Raw genomic sequence first — 1,874 nt, 5'->3', positions numbered from 1 at the left:
GTCATCGAGCGCGACGGGGATTACTGCCAAGTGCAAGTCGGCAACCTTCGGGTGAAGGCCGTTGGGGCGAAATCCGCGAGTACCGCCCGTGGCACGAAAACCACCTTGTCGATTCGCCCGGAGCGCGTCTACCTCGATCCAACTGACGGCCAATGCGACAACCGGCTTCCGGCAAAAATTCAAGAGCTGATCTATCACGGGGACCACCTGCGCCTGCGGCTGAGCGTCGCGGACCAGGATGACTTCATCGTCAAAGTGGTCAACGGCGTCAACCAGTCGACGCCGACTCCCGGCGCCCTGGTGACCGTAGGGTGGCGTGCTGACGACTGTCGAGCGCTCAACACCGTTATCTAACTTTCGTCACCGCTCACACGGAGATCACTCCATGAATCGCCCTGTAATGTCTGAAGGGCCTGCGGATCGGCTGTTTGTGCAGCCGAAGGTTGGCCAGTCAATAAAGGAAAGCCTGGACAAGGCCGAGCGTCGGAACAAGTTCAAGTCCGTGCTACTGGTGTTGCCACTGCTGGCATTTATCGCCGTCTTCTTTCTCATGCCTATTGGCGACATGCTGATGCGCAGCGTGCAAAACGGCACGCTCGCCGACTACATGCCCAACAGTGCAGTCGAGTTGAAGCAGTGGGATCGGCAGGCTTTGCCTGAGGAGAAGACGTTTGCAGTCCTCGGCAACGATATTCTCGCCCTGCTCAAATCGCAGAACCTGGACCGGGTCGGGACTGACTTGAACCGCGTGCAAAGCGGCATGAAGCTGCTGTTGAACAAGACGGCGAGAGGTCTGGAAAAACAGAGTCAGGCAGGGATCACCGAATTCAAGCCGCTGATGATCAGCATCGACAAACGCTGGGGTGAAACCGCAACGTGGTCGCAGCTCAAGGTGATGGCGCCGTCGATTTCCGCGGTGCATTACCTGGCGGCGCTGGATCGTCAATACGACGATAACGGCGACATCGTCCAGCAGCCGGAAAGCCGGCAGATCTATGTCGACAACCTGCTGAAGACGCTGGCGGTCAGTGTCGCGATCACTTTCATCTGCTTTCTGCTGGGCTATCCGCTGGCGTACTTCCTGGCCAGCTTGCCGGACCGCTTCAGCAACTTGCTGATGATCCTCGTGCTACTGCCGTTCTGGACATCGCTGCTGGTCCGGACCAGCGCCTGGATCGTGATTCTCCAGTCAAACGGGGTGTTCAACGACGTCCTTCGCAGTCTCGGCATCATCAATCAGCCGCTCGACCTGATGTACAACCTGTACGGCACGATCATCGCCATGACGCATATTCTGCTGCCATTCATGGTGCTGCCGCTTTACAGCGTCATGCGCGGTGTCGACCAGACCTACATCCGTGCCGCGCACTCCATGGGCGCCAGCTCCATGCGCACTTTTTTCAAGATCTACTTTCCGCTGTCCCTGCCGGGCGTCAGTGCGGGGGGGATTCTGGTCTTCATTCTGGCAGTGGGTTACTACATCACGCCGGCACTCGTAGGCGGCCGCACCGGCCAGATGATCAGCAACTTCATCGCTTATCACATGCAGACGTCCTTGAACTGGGGTCTGGCCTCGGCAATTGCCAGCCTGCTTCTGGTGGTAGTGCTGCTGATGTACTGGGTCTACGACCGATTCGTAGGCATTACCAATATGAAGTTGGGGTGAGCCATGAGCCTTCCAAAATACATCGGACCTTTCGAGCGCTGCTGGTTTTTCACCGTGCGCGGCTTTGCCCTGCTCGTGCTGCTGTTTCTAGTGGTGCCGATTCTGGTAATCATCCCGTTGTCCTTTAACGTCGAGCCGTATTTCAGCTTCACGTCGGACATGCTTCATCTGAAACCGGAGGCATTTTCCCTACGCTGGTATCACCAAC

General features: G+C 57.4%; 2 protein-coding genes and 1 pseudogene. All 3 read left to right on the top strand.

Translation table 11 applies throughout. The annotated features are described in order from the left end of the window. Window positions 1-354 (top strand): TOBE domain-containing protein (locus ACXRVY_RS26750; RefSeq protein WP_458238700.1); only part of this gene is annotated, 354 nt, incomplete at its 5' end. A gap of 31 nt (window positions 355-385) precedes the next feature. Further along, window positions 386-1,666, top strand: coding sequence for an ABC transporter permease (locus ACXRVY_RS26745; protein ID WP_177413277.1), 1,281 nt, complete (start codon window positions 386-388; stop codon window positions 1,664-1,666). A gap of 3 nt (window positions 1,667-1,669) precedes the next feature. Continuing rightward, a pseudogene (locus ACXRVY_RS26740) lies at window positions 1,670-1,874 on the top strand (ABC transporter permease); the annotation flags it as partial.

The sequence above is a fragment of the Pseudomonas sp. P5_A2_2 genome, from assembly GCF_054177685.1.
This window is presented reverse-complemented; position numbering and strand designations above follow the sequence as displayed.